Source organism: Limosilactobacillus panis DSM 6035, assembly GCF_001435935.1.
In the GTDB taxonomy this organism is placed as follows: Bacteria; Bacillota; Bacilli; order Lactobacillales; family Lactobacillaceae; genus Limosilactobacillus; species Limosilactobacillus panis.
Genome location: NZ_AZGM01000001.1, coordinates 1 through 14,770, shown reverse-complemented (window position 1 = coordinate 14,770; position 14,770 = coordinate 1). Strand labels below are relative to the sequence as shown.

Genomic DNA, 14,770 nt, shown 5'->3' with positions numbered 1-14,770 from the left:
GTATCAGTTCCGGACCATGTTGGCGTATAAGTGTGCCTGGTATGGTAAGAAATTAGTAACTGTTAAATCGAACTATACCAGTCAAATTTGTAGTCATTGTGGCTATCATAGTGGCTCTAAGCCCCTTAACATTCGTGAATGGACGTGCTCAAGCTGTGGTGCCCATCACGACCGGGATATTAATGCGGCAGTTAATATCTTGCATCAAGGATTAAAAGCCATTGGCTAGGGACTAGCCATGGTAAAAGAGTGGAGTTATGTAAGTTAGGTATCCTGAATACAGGCATAATATCCTAAATACTACTTCATGTTCCCAGAAGCGCGGTCATTAATGGCCGAGTAGTTCATCAATGGTTTGCCTGGCCCCTTGGCTGGTTTATCCAATAATAAATGCTAATCTTATCCGCAAAGCAATATTCATTGTTTTTGCAGATTTTTGTATATTTAGAGTTTATTTAAATTTAAATTTGCATAAGTATACATATTAGTGTATATTACATAGTTAATTACTAGAATTTCTTACGCAAAGGAGAATTAACTATGAAGCACATTAAACATCTCATAATGGCAATCATTGTCCTGGCTTCAATAGTTGTTTCACCGCTGACCGCCCTGGCGGACACCACCAGTTCCAACAGCAGTCAGACTAGTGCAACAACCAGCAGTGCGCCAGCGAACGATGATTCACTGCAAAAGATCAAACAAAAGGGTGTCCTGGTCGTCGGCACCAGTGCGGGCTACCCACCATACGAATTTACCACCAAGAAGAACGGCAAGACCGAGTACATTGGTTTTGAAATGTCCCTTGCAAAGCAACTTGCTAAGGACCTGGGGGTAAAGCTGGAAATCAAGAACATGGACTTTGATTCCCTCCTCGTGGCCTTGGAATCCCACAAAATTGATGTGGCAATTGCCGGTATCAACATCACTCCCGAGCGTAAGAAGAGCGTTGATTTTTCCAAACCGTACTACAAGGGAACCAAGTATTTCCTGATCAACAAGAAGGATAAGGCTAAGTACAAGACTTACACCGATTTTAAGGGAAAGACCGTTGGGACCGAAAACGGGGCCATGGAATATTCTCTAATTAAGAAGAATATCCCCGATGTTAAGGAAAAGGGGCTCGCTAAGTGGTCCTCACTGGTTATCGCCCTCCAGTCCCACAAACTTGACGGGGTCCTGATGGATTCGGCAACGGCCCAGGCTTTTGCAACGGCCAACCCCGACCTATACGCCTTCTATTCGCACATCAAAATCCACACGGCCGGTGTCGCCATGGCCTTCCCGAAAGGAGCCACCAGCCTGGAGAACGCCGCTAACAAGACGGTCGACAAGGTTAACAAGGAACACCTAATTCAAGAGAAGTGGCTACCCCAGGCTGCTAAGCAGATGAAGGCCACCAATAAGAGCAATACGGTTGCCAATTACTGGTCATTCTTCCTCAAGGGGGTTAAATACACCCTTCTGATTGCCATTATCTCGGCACTGTTCGGGGTCCTCCTCGGAATCCTTTTTGCCCTGATGCGGTTATCCAGCAGCAAACTCCTCCACAGCATTGCGGTTGCTTACATTGAGTTCATCCGGGGCACCCCAATGCTGGTCCAAATTATGTTCGTCTACTTTGGAATTGGGGCCCTGATTCAGTCGCTGCCGGCCCTGCTCGCCGGAATCATCGCCGTGTCAATCAACTCGGGGGCCTATGTGGCAGAAATCATCCGGTCTGGGATCCAGTCACTGCCGATTGGTCAGACTGAAGCAGCCCGGAGTCTGGGGATGACGAAGCATCAAGCCTTCCACTACGTCATCATCCCCCAAGCCCTAAAGAATATCTGGCCAGCATTAGGAAACGAATTTATCACCCTGCTAAAGGATAGTTCACTAGTCTCCACTATCGGGGTTAGCGAGCTGATGTACGAAACCCAGTTGGTTCAGGCCGACACATACAAGGGTGTGCTGCCCCTCTTTATCACAATGCTGATCTACTTCGTCTTAACCTTCACTTTAACCCTGCTCCTCAATCACTTTGAAAGGGTAATGAACCGGAAATATTAGCACCGCAATCTTCAGTAATTTAAATAAGTCCCCAAAGTTGAACAAAGATTCAGCTCTGGAGACTTATTTTTACATCATTAATTCATATAGTCTAAATCATCATACTGCGTATCCGCTTGTTGCTTAGCCATGTCTTGACTCTGGTAATAAACCGCATCGACGTGGAGGTCGGCACCACCAGCTTCAACTAGAACCTTAACCTGCTTACCATTAATGGTTTCATTATGAACGGCAAAGTAGGTTCCGGCACCAGCGGTTTGGGTCCAGCCGTGGATGCAAAGCCAGTTCATCCCCTTGGCATTAACAAAGATTGCCCGGGCCCAGTCCTTCGTGGCATCCACCACCGCCTTGTCGGTTGCATTACTATCGTCTTCCAAGAATGAGTTATCCTGCTTATACAGTGATTCGGTACTGCCACCATCGGGGCCATCATAACGGTAGGTGTGACTGCCAAATGTGACCGTCCCATCATCATCATTATCAGCAGTATACCAAGTACCCTGCATATCACTAGGCACGTTGACTGGTCCCTTATTCCCATACTTACCAGTCTGCGTACTCGTTCCCGCATTGTCTGTGTTAGGGCTTGTCAAACCACCATTGGTCTTATCAACAACCTTGGCCCCCTTGGCAAGGTTATCAACCAACTGCCCCTGACCATTATCATTCAAGTAGTCAACCATTTTTGAACGACTAACCGTGCCCAGTTTCTTGGCCTGACCCGCATTGGCGTTTTCATAAATGGTGACATTACTTCCCTTTAAAGTGTATACCAGGCCACTCGGCTGACCGTTAACAGTCACGTTGTAGGCAACGCCCTGGCCATTGTCACTCAGCTGGTACTTATTCGTCCGAAAAAGGTTAACCTGCAAGCCCTTCTGCTGGGCTGACTTGGCAGTTGAAGCCCACTTATTGCCGTACTTATTACCAGCATAAGCAGTGATTACCGCAACCGATTGCTGCGGCGATTGGTTATCCTTATCAACCTTGCCATTTGTCTTTGCCGCAATCAGACTGGACGACGAACTCTGTTGACTGCTGCCGTTAGAATGGGCACCACAGCCAGCGAGCAGGAGTGTGACCCCCGCTATTAAAACTAAGCTTAATTTTCTATTTTCCAATGCGCTTCCCCCAAGAATTAGTTTCTCCCTTAATATACACCTAAACACTGGTACGTAAAAAGCCCCGCTGCTAAAAATGGTAGCGGGACCTTTTCATTATTGTCTTTCAAAAAATTATGCACGGGACTTGTAGCTGCCATCAGTGGTGTTGATGATCAGCTTATCACCCGTCTTGATGAAGGCTGGAACGTTAACAACTAAGCCGGTGCTCATAGTAGCAGGCTTGCCACCACCATCAATTGTGGCCCCCTTGATCATTGGTTCTGTTTGGGCAACAGTCATTTCAACAGTGGTTGGCAATTCAACACCGATGATGTTGCCGTTAACAAAATTCAGGGTGATGTTCATGTTTTCAACCAGGTAGTTACGGTCATCACCAAGTTGGTCGTGGGTTAAAGTGTATTGGTTATAATTCTCCAAATCCATGAATACGGCAGAGTCGCCTTCGTCGTAAAGGTATTGGGCGTTACGCTTGTCAACGTTAACCTGTTCAACCTTTTCAGATGGCCGCATCGTTGTGTGGACAATTGAACCGGTCCGAACGTCTTGGATGTCCATCTGCATCAAAGTGTTACCCTTACCTGGCTTATGGTGGTTAATTTGCAGAACCTTTAACAGTTTGCCGCCACGTTCAAAAACCATGCCCTTTTTCAAATCAATTGTTTGAATCATCTTAAACACACCTTCATTAAATAGATTATTACATCTGGCCTGCTCGCAACTGTAGCAGTTACCAGAACGTTTATTGATGGCCTAATACCGACTAGGCCATAGCACATTATCCATTGTATCACATTCCGTAATTTTGCTATACGTTAAAAGCCACCAATATTCAAAAAATTGCCTCTTTAAGGGCCATTTTCCTATTTTCTCAGTCCAATTTTTATTTAATTGTTGATAACAAAAAGGAAAGCAACTGCTAATAAACATTTGCCTTCCCTTTGTCATAAGTACCGATTCTATTATAGGAAATATCCTGATGATTTCTTTACTACATATACTTATCTATTTTCAAGTAAATAATATTTCTTCGTAAGGAGCTTGTCAACCGATTACAGTTAATATCAAATAAAAAAGTTTTATAACCCGCTCTCTGAGAAGGACACGCTACGTTACTTTAATCAGAATCTAGTTTTCAGTATATAAATGAAATACCATTTCACTTAGTCCATTACCAGGTAGGACTTGATTGCTTGACGCTGGTCCATTGCCTCATAAGCGGCTTGAATCTGGTCCAGATTAAATTCTTTCGTGAAGACCTTACCGGGGTTGATCTCGCCGTCAAGAACGGCCTTGAGAAGGACTTCCTTGTCGTAAGTAGTAACGGAAGCTGGGCCCCCAGCCACAATGGTGTTCTTGTAGAATGGCGTCGTCATGTCCTGCTTTGGTGTGTGTGGCAGGCCAACCCGGCCAACAATGGCGCCCGGACGGCCAACCTTCATTGCTGTATCCGTAGACTGCTCAGTCCCGACACATTCAAGGACCGCGTCAGCACCGGCACCGTTAGTCAAGTCCATAATGGCCTTAACCGCCTCGTCACCACGAACGACAATATTATCGGTGGCCCCGAACTCTTTGGCAAGCGCTTGCCGATCGGCGTGGCGGCTGGTGGAGATGATCTTCTTAGCACCCCGCATCTTAGCAGCGATGATGGCACACAGGCCAACCGCACCATCACCCATTACGACAACTGTATCACCGGCACCAACATTGGCGACCCGGGCAGCGTGGTAACCAGTTGCCATAACATCCGCCAGTGTCAGAAGGGACTTCTTCATCCCTTCACTGTAGTCTTCGGGCTTACCAGGAATCTTTACCAGCGCCCATTGGCCGTGTTGGAAGCGAATATATTCAGCCTGTACCCCGGACGAAAAGTTATCAGCGTGTGCCTGGCAGGAACCGTCAAAGCCGGCCTGGCAGGCAGCACACTGTCCGCAACCGTGGGTAAATGGGGCAATTACGAAGTCACAGGGCTTGACCGTGGTGATGTCGTCACCGACTTCTTCAACGACCCCGATTGCCTCGTGCCCGGAGTTCTCGGAGTGGGCTTCAACCGGGTTGATTCCCCGGAAGTTCCACAGGTCGGAGCCACAAACACATGCCCGTAATACCTTGATAATTACGTCATCAGGCTTCTGAACCGTTGGCTTATCAACGTTCTTCAGTTCCATTTGACCCTTACTTGCAAAGAATGCTTTTTTCATTGTCCAAGTCTCCCTTCTGTTTACCTATAATTGTACCCAATCAGCGGGCAGAAGGGTAATACTTTGATTTAATCACTTACTATACCTTAGAAGCATACTTAGATCGATTGAGGGACCTCAACGCTGAGTTCTTTACCGATTGCGGTAATTTCCTCATAGGTCTTATCGTCGACTGCCACCCCGTTTTGCTGGTTTTCCTTCAGGTAACGGTATTCCCGGTCGCCTGGGACCCAAGTTTGCTTGCCAGGAACGTGTTTCAGTCCTCGAATTCGGTTTAGCATTGCGGTGGCGTCTTTCTTCAAGGTCTCCGGGTCACCGAAAAAGGCCGGGTCAAAGGCAAAGAGGAATTGGCTGAAGTCGTGCTTGCCTTTGACCGTGTCGGCCGAAATTGAACCCTGAGCCAGAATTCCCGTCAGCAGTTCAACGACGATTGAGTTACCCATCCCCTTATAGTTGGCGTTGACTTCCTTGTTACCACCAAGGGTGACCAGGCCACCACCCTTTTGTGGGCCCGCACTAAAGGCTGCCGTGGCTAGGATATCTTCGGCTTCCTTCGGGTCCTTAACAACGTCACGGTTCTTGTCAACGACCCATTCACCTGGCAACTCCTGGCCCTTCTTGTCAGCAACCTGAATCTTACCACCAGCTACAGCAGCCGTGGCCCCATCAAACATGAACGGGTGGGGACTAGCAGGGAAGCCAAAGGCAAAGGCGTTGGAACCCAAAAAGGCTTGGGTCGCGTTGGTTGGAACCACCAGGGGGCGAGTATTAGTGAGGGCAATCCCAACTAATCCAGCATTCAACGCCTGACGGGCATAGTAGCCGGCAATCCCAAAGTGATTTGAATTGCGGACGACCCCAATGCCGACACCAACCTTTTTGGCCTTCTCAATTACCTTATTCATTGCCAGGTGGGCCGCAATTTGGCCCATATTTTGGTTAGCATCAACAAGGACAGTGCCCGGTAGTTCGCGGAGAACCTTGGGCTGCTTTGTTGGGACAATTGTACCATCTTTAATCATCCGCCGGTACCAAGCTAACCGCTGAATCCCGTGGGAGGAAATTCCACGAAGGTCAGCATCAACTAATGTGTCGGCAAGTAAGTGACCATCTTGCTTTGAAAAACCTAACTTATCAAAAACCGCTTCCAAGTATGTTCGTTCATCCGTTGCCTTTACACGCATACCGCAATCACCTTTCCTTCTTATGAGACATTTTCTAAGGGCAAATAGCAATTTAGGGCACAAGGGGATAAGCCGTCGTAGCACCACTGAATTCGTTGCAAAATCAACACTTTAACGTTGCCTTCTTGATACCGGTACCCAACAAAGCTAAAAATCACCCGCCATTGCTATCATCTTTTTTTCACTTATTACTGTCAATTCTAATCGAATTCACATGAAAAGCAACGGTTTATTATCGTTTATTCATTTTCCCTTTGACGAGTTAATAATCATTCCATATAATGCTCTATTGTCAATGAATCTTATTTAGGAGGCTTTACATGCAAGAATCCGTAAAAATCCAGTGTGAAGTTATTACCGCCATCGTGGCAACTAGGCTGATGTCTTTTTGCAGAGTTATTGTCGAAACGGCAATGAATATTTTTTTCCAAGCTAATAGAAGAGTTTAACGTCACTACCAACGTTGTTAAGTGGATGACGTCAATTTGTCGCCATCATCATCTACCCCTGTGTTCTGAAGTCTGTCCCTAAAAAGATTAATAAATAAAAAGAGGCTCCCGTTTTTCAACGTATGAGCCACTTGCCTTACTATTTATGAAGAATAATTGCTATTTTACTTGGTAATCCCAATCATGATGCCACCAGCGACCACCAGGATAACACCGGCAATGGTAAACTTGGTTTCCTTTGGGGTCTTGGATTCGTGCAGAATCCAGAGGCCACCAAGGGTCGAAATAATAACGTTTAACTGGGAAATGGTGTAGCCAACTGCCACCCCGTTAATCTGGTTAGAGAAGATAATCCCCAAGTTGGCGATGGCAAAGCAGGCACCGGTTGCCATGTTCTGCCAAGTCTTGATACCAAACATCTGGTTATTCTTTTCAAAGGCACAGAGGATAACCATGGCAACGAAGATAGCGACCGCTTGTGGGAAAACAACGTCCCAACCACTGAGCTTAAATGCCGTTGGGAAGGATGCGTAAGCGACAAAGCCAAGCGAAGAAATCAGGAGGTAGAGCATTCCTTTCTTAACGTTGCTCCCCTGCTCACTCTTCTCGTGATAGGCCGTCATAGCAATCCCACCGACAATCAGAATCAGGGCCCCAATTCCGAGGAGCCACTGATTAACCGACGTCCATTCATGGAAGCAAATTGCTCCGACCAAGGCGGTCCCGACCAATTGTTCACCGACAGAGATGGGCATCGTCATCGTGACCCCAACCAGGGAGAAACTCTTTACCTGTAAGATGATTCCGATACAGAAACCAATTCCACTGAGGGCCGAGCCAATCCACAGCGCCGGTGTCAATAACGGTTGCTTAATGAAGTAAACGGCAATCCCGACAACCAGGGTGACAATCGCCATCCCCATTACCTTATTCGTGTACTTACCACCAATCAATTGCATACTGATAACCTGGAATCCAAGACCAAACGCCGGCACCAGGGCAATCAAAATATCTACTAGTGACATATCCACAACCTTCTTTCCTTATTCAAACATTCACAACCGTCAAGTGAAAAAGGCCGCTGCTGGCAAGTGACTTACCAGCAGCGGCCCGGAAAGAAAAAAGAGTAACTAGTTTTCTTTCTTAGCGTTTTCCATTGCCTTCATAATTGAAGGGTTCTTGGAATGGCAGTCCTTAATCATTTGCAGATCTTCTTCGGTCAGTTCAACAGTGTACTTAGCCATTTTCTCTCCCCACTTTCTGTTGTTTTTATATTTACTATACCACTATTTGCTGCCCCCGGTGAGCGGTAATCGGTGAAATCTGTACCAGTTACCCAATAAAGGACGATTACAAGATAATTCAAGAAATTTAAAATTAGAGATTGACAAAGCAAAATGAGAATGCTTTAATAATAGCAACAACAAATTACGAAAGGAAAGGGCAATAATGATTCAACACTCACAAAACACTGCTAACAAGTATTATTATGGCTATGCTTATGTAGTCTAATGTCTGTACTCCGGTGCGGACAAGGACGTTCGCACCAGCAGAGCTGTATTTTGTGAGCCCCTTGCTAGGTGCATCAATCTAGTAAAGGTGAAGCTCTTTTTTCGAGCAATTATTTTCGGTTAATATCACCAACTGGATTGAGCTAACGCCCTGATTTCCAGTTGGTGTTTTTTGTTTACTAGCTATTTGCGGAGGAAGAAGAATTATGAAGTCATTAAAGAAAAAGAATCATCTCGAACCCACCTTTGGTTTTGGTGAAAGTCTCACTGTCTTAATTGTTATCTTATGTATCCTTGGTTTCTTAATTATCTTTAAGCAACAGGAACCCCAGGCGCCCCTGTTCATTGCCTTTACCCTTCTTGCCGTTTACGGTCGGCTGCGGGGTTTTAAATGGAACACGGTTATGGACGGGATGCGCGATGGGCTCCGGGCCGGGGTTGACCCGCTGATCATTTTCCTGTCCATTGGGGTCCTCATTGCGACCTGGATTTTCTCGGGAACCATTCCCACGATCATGTACTTCGGCTTTGAGATTATCTCAGTTAAATTTTTCCTGCCAACGGTTTTCATCGTTTGTACCCTGGTCGGCGTTGCCTGTGGTAGTTCCTTCACTACCGTTTCCACAATGGGGATCGCCTTCATTGGGATTGGGGCAACCTTAAAAATCAACCCTGGTTTGACTGCTGGGGTCATCGTCTCCGGAGCCTTCTGTGGATCCAATATTTCACCACTATCCGGAACCACTAACCTTGCAGCCAGCGTTGGTAAAATCAGCATCTACGAACACATCAAAGCTTTAATGATCACTGATATCCCTGCCTGGGCAATCTGCGTTGTCCTCTACACCGTTTTAGGGTTGAACTCTAAAAATGTTAGTCTGTCAGCCGTCCACAAGATGATGGATGGCCTGGCTAACGGCTTCTGGATTTCCGGTTGGGCGCTGTTACCAGTACTACTTTTGATTGTTTTGGCAATTTTGCAAGTTCCCGCAATTCCTTCATTAGGACTTGGTTCCCTCTTCGCCGCAGCATTGGGTTGGTTCCACGCCCCAACGACTAGTATCACTACAATTACTAAGACCATTATGATGGGTTACGTTTCCCACACCGGTGACAAGACCATTGATACCTTGCTTTCCAAAGGTGGCATCGCAAGTATGCTGACTTCTCTGGCATTGATTATCTTTGCCCTGGCCCTTGGTGGTTTGCTCATCAAATTTAACATCATCAACGCTATCATTAACCACCTGTCCGGAATCGTGAAGACTCCTGGTCGGGTAACGTTAGCGACCGCCATCACTTGTATCGGGGTCAACCTGACTGTTGGTGAACACTACCTTGCAATCATCCTCCCTGGTCAGTCATTCTTACACGCCTTTGATAATTTAGGTTTGAAGCGAAAGTTCTTGACGCGGATTCTTAACGATGCCGGGGCCGCGGTCAACGCCATTGTGCCATGGAGTGTTTCCGGCGTGTTCATTGCTGGTACCCTCCAAATCAACCCCCTGCAGTTTATCCCATGGGCCTTTTTCCCATTCCTGGTTACAATTCTTTCAATCATTACGGGGATGTTCATTAAGGCCCCTAAGCAAGCAGCGGCAGCTTAATTTTCTCATCGAATTCCAATCTTTCTCTTGACAATGCTTTCAAAAAGAATATAAACTAAGGGCATAGTCATAGTAGGAAGGTTCCAGAGAGTGGTCGTCACTGGCTGTAAGCGACCGCACCGTTAAGCCGAATCCAAGCTATAAGTTAAACACGTTAATAATAATAAAAAAAGAGTAAAGCACGTCTTTAAACGAGAATGGTAACGCCGTCACTGGTGTCTCGATTAAGGCGTGCTTTTGTTTTAGAAAGGATGACCAATGATGCTGGAAAACGTGAAACGAGTTGTTGTCAAGATTGGGACGAGTAGTTTGATCCTTCCCAACGGCCGGACAAACCTGAAGACAATTGACTCCTTAGCCTTTGTACTCGCTACTCTTAATAACCAGGGCTATGAAGTCACCCTGGTTTCATCCGGTGCAATGGGGGTGGGCCTAGCTAGTGAAGGCCTTACCCAGCGTCCCCACGAAATTGCTGACCAACAGGCGCTGGCGTCAGTTGGTCAGACCGAATTAATGCGGATTTATTCCCAACGCTTCCTTAATTACCAGACCAAGGTCGCCCAATTGCTGTTAACCAGAGATGTTTTACACTTTCCGGTCAGTCGCCAGCACGTATTGAATACTCTCGGTGTACTTCTAAAGGATCACGTTATTCCAATCATCAATGAAAACGACTCCGTGGCCGTTGACGAACTTGACCACCACACGACCTTCAGTGATAACGATGAGCTTTCCGCCCTTGTCTCTACCCGAATGGGCGCTGACCTCCTGATCGTGCTCTCCGATATCGATGCCTTCTACGATAAGGACCCGCATAAGTATCCTGATGCCCAACCAATCCGGCATATTAAAGAGGTCACGCCCGAATTAGAAAAAGCTGCTAGTGGTTCCAGCACCCGTTTTGGGACCGGTGGAATGGTCACTAAGCTCCATGCGGCTACTACCATGATGAAGGCTAACAAGAAGATGGTCCTATGCAACGGAAAGGACCCCCGCGTAATTTTTAAAGTATTAAATGGTGACCCGGTGGGAACCCGGTTCAGTAAGTAAGGAGGAATTAAAATGGATGCAAAGTTAATTACAATTGGTCAACAGGCAAAAGCAGCGGCAGATCAAGTAGCCCTGCTGGATACAACCACGAAAAATAAGGCGCTGCTGGCAATGGCAACTGCCCTAGAAGAAAAGCAGAAACAGATTATTGCTGCTAATAAGGAGGACCTTGCTGCAGCGGTCGATATGCCGAAGAAATTTACTGATCGGTTGATGATCAATGCCCAGCGAATTACCGACATGGCAAACGGCCTCCGTAACGTTGCCCGACTGGCCGACCCAACTGCCAAGATTGATAAGGGCTGGATCACTGCCGATGGACTGCAAATATTACAACGGCGGGTTCCCCTCGGTGTCATTGGGATCATCTTCGAGGCCCGGCCAAACGTCACGGTCGACGCAACTGGGCTAACATTTAAGAGCGGCAACGCGGTCATCTTGCGGGGTGGCAAGGAAGCCATTCGAACAAACACCTCCCTCGTGAACGTCTTAAGGGAGGCCCTAAAGGCAAAACACCTTCCAGAAAATGCCGTTCAACTTGTTGAAGACACGAGCCACGAACAGGCCCAGAAAATGATGAATATGACCGATTACATTGATGTCTTGATTCCTCGGGGAGGCCGGGGACTAATTCAGCGGGTCGTAAAGACCGCGACCGTGCCGGTAATTGAAACCGGAGCGGGGAATTGCCACGTTTATGTCGACAAGGATGCCAGCTTAGAAATGGCCACCAACATTACCGTCAACGCCAAGGTCCAGCGGCCATCCGTCTGCAATGCTGCTGAAAAACTACTGGTTCACCGTGACGTTGCCGCTAAATACTTGCCAACGCTTGCTAAGGCGTTGACTGACCACGGCGTCCAACTCCGGGGGGATGAAGTGGCCCAGGAAATTGTTCCCGGAATGCAAGCCGCCACTGAAAAGGATTGGGACACTGAATACAATGACTTGATCATGGCGGTTAAGGTTGTGGACTCACTTGACGATGCCGTCAGCCATATCAATAAGCACAGTACCCACCACTCCGAAGTTATCATTACCGATAGTCTTTCACGCGGTCAGGACTTCCAGCGGCGAATCAATTCGGCCTGTGTATACGTAAACGCCTCGACCCGCTTCACCGACGGGGGGATGTTTGGCTTTGGTGCTGAAATTGGTATCAGTACCCAAAAGTTGCACGCCCGGGGACCAATGGGGTTAGACCAGTTAACCACTATCAAATACGAAATCACCGGTAATGGCCAGGTTCGCCACTAAATTTATCAAAGACACGAAAGAATCCCCGCAGTTGAGCGTTCGCCCAAACTGCGGGGATTTTTTCTACCCAATTTTCAAAGTACCCGTTTTTCTGCCAAGCTGTAAAATACCCACGCTAATAAGCCAAAGAAGACGGGCCCAAAGGCGGTCCAGAAGGCCGTGGAATAGTCATGCTCCAGCATTGGTTCAATGCAGGTAAAGAGGATCCCGACTGCCACAACTAACCAGACAATGACACTGACAATCCAGGTGGTCGTCATGCTCTTGTAGAAGATAAACGGCCGGTCAAGGTCCTTCTTCATCTTAAAGAAGGGGAAGGCCCCAATCAGGAACAGATACGGTGCCGACGAGGAAACATTCATCATATCGGTCAGGACGGTATAAAATTTACCAGCCGTATCACCACCAAAAGAAATAAAGAGGATGATGGCGCTGACTAAGATGGCTTGAAACCACATTGCGTTAGCCGGCATCTGGACATTATTGAGTTTTGTCAACCTCCTTGGCAAGAGCCGGGGGTCACACCCTTCAATGAAGGACTTAATTGGGGAATAAGTCATTACGAAGGCCGCTCCCAGTCCGCCGAAGACATCGGTAAAGGCAGTAAACTGAGCAAAGATTTTCCCAAGCAGCAGTGCGCCAGCATGGCTGAGCCCCAGCTTAGCGCCAAAGACGGCCCCCATATTTTCAATCAAAACATATTCAACGTTGGCCAGGTTAACACTCGACTTACCGAGCAAATGGTGCCAGTTAGCGGTAACTCCGCAGACGAAGACGGTAATGATGTAAATGACAGTCATCATAATTGTCGCAATAATAACGGCCCGGGGAAAAGTCTTTTCCGGCTTTTTAACGGAGTCAATTAAACCAGCCGTCGTCTCCATTCCACCATAAGCAAATAAGGCATAGACGATGAAGGAAATAACCGCGATTGGCGATACAAAACTACTGTTGGGTGACTTAACCATTGCCGTGGTTGTCAAGGGCTCGGCCAATTGGCCGCCCTGCATTACCCAGATAATTAAACTAAGGGCCACGAAAAGAACGGCAATCCCGATGGTAAAGGCCCCACAAATTGAGGCAATTCGTGAAATAACGTTAATTCCGCGCGAAGCAATTAGGGTAACAACAAATAGGAAGATGATTTCCAGAATCCCGAGAGTTTCGTTTGCGCCTAACCCAAACAAGTGCCAAGTTTGGGTTTTATCGGTCCCCGAAATCATTGTTGAAACGGAAACCAGGAAAAACTGGGTCGAGGAAACCAGCCAAACCACCCAGGCAGCTAACCAGATAAAGGAACCAATGAAGGCTGGCTTTTCACCGATTGACCCCCGAAGCCAGGAATAGATTCCCCCGTGGGCATCCTTGAAGGAAGCACCGTACTCCGCAAACATGAATGAAGATGGCGCAAAGAAAAGGATCGCCGTTAAGACATACCAAATAATACTGGCATAACCCATTTGAAAATAGGCGTTCTGCGCATTACTAAAGCCGTAAATTGATGAGAAGATCATCAAGACTAAACTCATCAGGCTAATTTTTCCAACAGTATTTTTATTCAAAATTACCCTTCTTTTTGTATAAATATCAGGCAGCTTCAGTATATAGCTAATTAGTGAAATTGTTAATAATTTATTCAACAAAATACATTCATTTTATGGCGGATAAGCTGGGGGCGGAATTAACTATTTTGTAATAAGGGAAGCCGGCATTTTTTATTAATAAAGGGTAGATTGTAAAATTTAAGTTGAACATTTAAGTGGACAGAAAAAACCATCAAGGTCTTTAATGGTGTTACCGTACAATCCATTAGAAAGAAGGTCCTTGATGAGCACCACTATTTTATCATTCCAGAACCGTGTTGTCATTGAAACACTTCATGATGAAGGACGTTCCTTGCGATACATCGCTAATTACTTAGGCTTTAGTAAAACCACAGTCTTTAACGAACTTCACCGGCTAAATAGTGAGTACCAGGCTGAGCTAGCGCAAACTGACTTTGAACGCAAGGTTAGTCAACGGGGGCGGAAGTTTTCGCTCACTAAAAACCTTAAACACTTGATCGAGGAAAAGATTCAAGTCCAGAAGTGGTCCCCTGAACAAGTTGCCCATGTGGTTGGGATTGCCTACAAGACGGTCTATAACTGGATTGATCAAGGATGGCTTGATATACAGTTGCCCGATTTGCCTGATCATGGAATTCGTCGTCATCGTGCTAAAGAAAAGCGTGGTACGGCCGCTCCATTGAGGAGCGGCCTCATAAAGTCGAAACTCGCCAAGAATTCGGCCACTTTGAAGCTGATACCGTACTTTCTGGCAAACGTAAAGGCCAAGC

The 14,770-nt window shown here is 46.7% G+C and carries 12 protein-coding genes and 1 pseudogene; 7 read left to right on the top strand and 6 right to left on the bottom strand.

All coding sequences use genetic code 11. The features are described 5' to 3' along the window. A partial coding sequence (locus FD32_RS09680) for an RNA-guided endonuclease TnpB family protein (protein WP_156410628.1) occupies nucleotides 1-229 on the top strand: 229 nt, incomplete at its 5' end. A 311-nt stretch (nucleotides 230-540) separates the two neighbouring features. Continuing rightward, nucleotides 541-2,052: an ABC transporter substrate-binding protein/permease gene (locus FD32_RS00055; RefSeq protein ID WP_047768281.1), complete on the top strand. Its 1,512-nt coding sequence runs from the start codon at nucleotides 541-543 to the stop codon at nucleotides 2,050-2,052. A gap of 77 nt (nucleotides 2,053-2,129) precedes the next feature. On the opposite strand, the gene FD32_RS00050 is transcribed toward FD32_RS00055, so the two are convergent. From FD32_RS00050 to FD32_RS00035, 4 genes are all read right to left on the bottom strand, one after another. Further along, nucleotides 2,130-3,173, bottom strand: coding sequence for a hypothetical protein (locus FD32_RS00050; RefSeq protein WP_047768283.1), 1,044 nt, complete (start codon nucleotides 3,171-3,173; stop codon nucleotides 2,130-2,132). 114 nt (nucleotides 3,174-3,287) lie between these two features. Beyond that, nucleotides 3,288-3,845 (bottom strand): elongation factor P, encoded by a 558-nt coding sequence (efp, locus tag FD32_RS00045; protein ID WP_047768285.1) that lies wholly within the window; start codon nucleotides 3,843-3,845, stop codon nucleotides 3,288-3,290. Nucleotides 3,846-4,336: 491 nt separating this feature from the next. Next, nucleotides 4,337-5,377 carry a zinc-binding dehydrogenase gene (locus tag FD32_RS00040; protein WP_047768286.1) on the bottom strand — a complete coding sequence of 347 codons (1,041 nt, stop codon included), beginning with the start codon at nucleotides 5,375-5,377 and terminating at the stop codon, nucleotides 4,337-4,339. 98 nt (nucleotides 5,378-5,475) lie between these two features. Continuing rightward, the gene (locus FD32_RS00035; RefSeq protein WP_047768288.1) at nucleotides 5,476-6,561 is read right to left on the bottom strand and encodes an Ldh family oxidoreductase; all 1,086 of its coding nucleotides are present in this window, start codon (nucleotides 6,559-6,561) and stop codon (nucleotides 5,476-5,478) included. 320 nt (nucleotides 6,562-6,881) lie between these two features. On the opposite strand from FD32_RS00035, the gene FD32_RS10145 reads away from it, so the two are divergent. Further along, complete coding sequence (locus FD32_RS10145; RefSeq protein ID WP_337588849.1) at nucleotides 6,882-7,010, top strand: hypothetical protein; 129 nt, start codon at nucleotides 6,882-6,884, stop codon at nucleotides 7,008-7,010. Between the two features lie 164 nt (nucleotides 7,011-7,174). Here the strand turns inward: FD32_RS10145 and FD32_RS00030 are convergent, their stop codons facing one another. Next, the gene (locus FD32_RS00030; protein ID WP_056962068.1) at nucleotides 7,175-8,035 is read right to left on the bottom strand and encodes a GRP family sugar transporter; all 861 of its coding nucleotides are present in this window, start codon (nucleotides 8,033-8,035) and stop codon (nucleotides 7,175-7,177) included. Nucleotides 8,036-8,727: 692 nt separating this feature from the next. On the opposite strand from FD32_RS00030, the gene FD32_RS00025 reads away from it, so the two are divergent. The 3 genes from FD32_RS00025 (at nucleotide 8,728) to FD32_RS00015 (ending at nucleotide 12,435) form a co-directional block, all read left to right on the top strand. After that, nucleotides 8,728-10,128, top strand: coding sequence for a Na+/H+ antiporter NhaC family protein (locus tag FD32_RS00025; protein ID WP_047768292.1), 1,401 nt, complete (start codon nucleotides 8,728-8,730; stop codon nucleotides 10,126-10,128). A 261-nt stretch (nucleotides 10,129-10,389) separates the two neighbouring features. Next, a complete protein-coding gene (proB, locus tag FD32_RS00020; RefSeq protein WP_047768293.1) occupies nucleotides 10,390-11,178 on the top strand; it encodes a glutamate 5-kinase in 789 nt (262 codons plus the stop codon). Between the two features lie 12 nt (nucleotides 11,179-11,190). After that, complete coding sequence (locus FD32_RS00015; RefSeq protein ID WP_047768295.1) at nucleotides 11,191-12,435, top strand: glutamate-5-semialdehyde dehydrogenase; 1,245 nt, start codon at nucleotides 11,191-11,193, stop codon at nucleotides 12,433-12,435. A gap of 74 nt (nucleotides 12,436-12,509) precedes the next feature. Here FD32_RS00015 and yjeM read toward each other — a convergent pair whose 3' ends face one another. After that, complete coding sequence (yjeM, locus tag FD32_RS00010; protein WP_082126049.1) at nucleotides 12,510-13,997, bottom strand: glutamate/gamma-aminobutyrate family transporter YjeM; 1,488 nt, start codon at nucleotides 13,995-13,997, stop codon at nucleotides 12,510-12,512. 265 nt (nucleotides 13,998-14,262) lie between these two features. On the opposite strand from yjeM, the pseudogene FD32_RS00005 reads away from it, so the two are divergent. After that, a pseudogene (locus FD32_RS00005) lies at nucleotides 14,263-14,770 on the top strand (IS30 family transposase); the annotation flags it as partial.